Annotated in this window: 2 protein-coding genes; both read left to right on the top strand. The window is 40.6% G+C overall.

Features of this window, described 5'->3' with window-relative positions:
- On the top strand, positions 1–850 hold an 850-nt coding region (locus M44_RS27400; RefSeq protein WP_040365524.1), incomplete at its 5' end, for a Mu transposase domain-containing protein.
- On the top strand, positions 847–1,605 hold the full coding sequence (istB, locus tag M44_RS18580; RefSeq protein WP_010176092.1) for an IS21-like element helper ATPase IstB: 759 nt from the start codon (positions 847–849) through the stop codon (positions 1,603–1,605). The genes M44_RS27400 and istB, both read left to right, overlap by 4 nt.
- Positions 1,606–1,668: the final 63 nt, after the last annotated feature.

Raw genomic sequence — 1,668 nt, 5'->3', positions numbered from 1 at the left:
TGTGTTTAAAGCTGAGTTTTGTAATCCCGCAAGTGGAAACGAAAAGGGACGGATTGAAGGAACTGTAGGATACATAAGGAGAAATGCCCTGGTTCCTTATCCAGAGGTTCAAACCATAGAAGAATTAAACCAATACCTTACGGACTGGTGTGTCAAGGAAGCAAGCAGGACTCACGTCCCGAATAAATCTGAGACTGTGCTTGAAATGTGGGAGAAAGAAAAGAGGTATTTATCACCTCTTCCTCCAATTCGTTTCGAAGCGTGTAAACTTTTATCATGTAAAGTAAATAAAACATCGCTCATAACTGTTGATACCAATCGTTACTCTGTACCTTGTCGATTCGCTGGCCAAGAAGTTTGGGCAAAAATTTTTGTCGATCGAGTAATCGTAGTGGCTCAAAACCAAGTGATCGCAGAACACGTGCGCTCATATGAAAGAAATCAAATGATTACGGTTCTTGATCATTATCTTGAGATATTACTTAAGAAACCAAGGGCCATTAGAGATGCGCATGCATTCCAGACTACTGAAGTACCTGATGTATTCAAGCGTTTCCACCTTAAAATGCGTGAACAAGAAGGTGCCGCTGGTGATCGGAAATTTATCCGACTACTCCTTCTTCACCGTGATATTGGAATGGAGAAGTTAACAATTGCCTTTTTAGAAGCAGAAAAAACGCAAGTTTTCCGATACGAGGTTGTACATGAAATAATTCAAAAGCTCACCAATCAAGATATATCATTCCAGCCTCTCCCGACGGATCAAACGCCTATTAGCCTCCTAGATTATAAAGTTAGTAAGTCTAATATTGAACAATATGGAAAACTTACAGGAGTAAATAACAAATGACAACAGAACTTTTATTAGACCACCTTACTAAAAAACTTCGGGTTCCCATGATTGCTGCACAGTATCGTTCACTCGCTAGAGAAGCTGAAGAGCGTAATTTCACCTATGAAGAGTACCTATTGGCTTTATTAGAAAGTGAATCTGAGTCTAGAGAAGAAAATCAAAGACAAAGAAGACTAAAGCAAGCAGCTTTCCCTGTCCACAAAACATTAGATAGTTATGATTTTAGTTTGATGCCCAGTTTGAATAAGAACCGGTTTCTTACGTTATCCAAGGGGGATTTTGTGGAGAAAAGGGAAAACATCATTTTTTTAGGAAACAGTGGGACCGGAAAGTCTCATCTCGCAACGGGAATAGGCATTGAGATGATTAAAAATGGCTATAAGGTAAAGTTTATCTCAGCAGCTGAGCTAGTAGAAGAACTCTTATTAGCCAATGAAGAACACAAGCTTGGAGCCGTGGAGAAACGGTGGCTCAAAATTGATTTAATCATCGTAGATGAACTTGGATATGTACCATTTACCAAGATAGGAGCTGAGTTACTGTTCCAATTTTTTGCCGGACGATATGAAAGGGCGAGCGTAATGATCACTACTAATCTAGAATTCACAGAATGGACTTCCATCTTCGGAGACGAAAAGATGACAGCAGCTCTGCTTGATCGACTTACCCATAAGGCCCATATTCTCCTACTCAACGGAGAATCGTACCGGTTTAGACAATCTATGAAACAAAAAGATGAAAGTAATAAGTAAGAGTGCGGTGCGAGGGATTTAGGGGGGGGTTGCCCCTTCGGGGCCCCCCCCTAAACTCCCCAT

The organism is Bacillus coahuilensis m4-4, assembly GCF_000171615.1.
Lineage (GTDB): Bacteria > Bacillota > Bacilli > Bacillales > Bacillaceae_K > Bacillus_T > Bacillus_T coahuilensis.
Note: the sequence above shows the minus strand (reverse complement) of the source record. Positions and strands in the feature narration are given on the sequence as shown.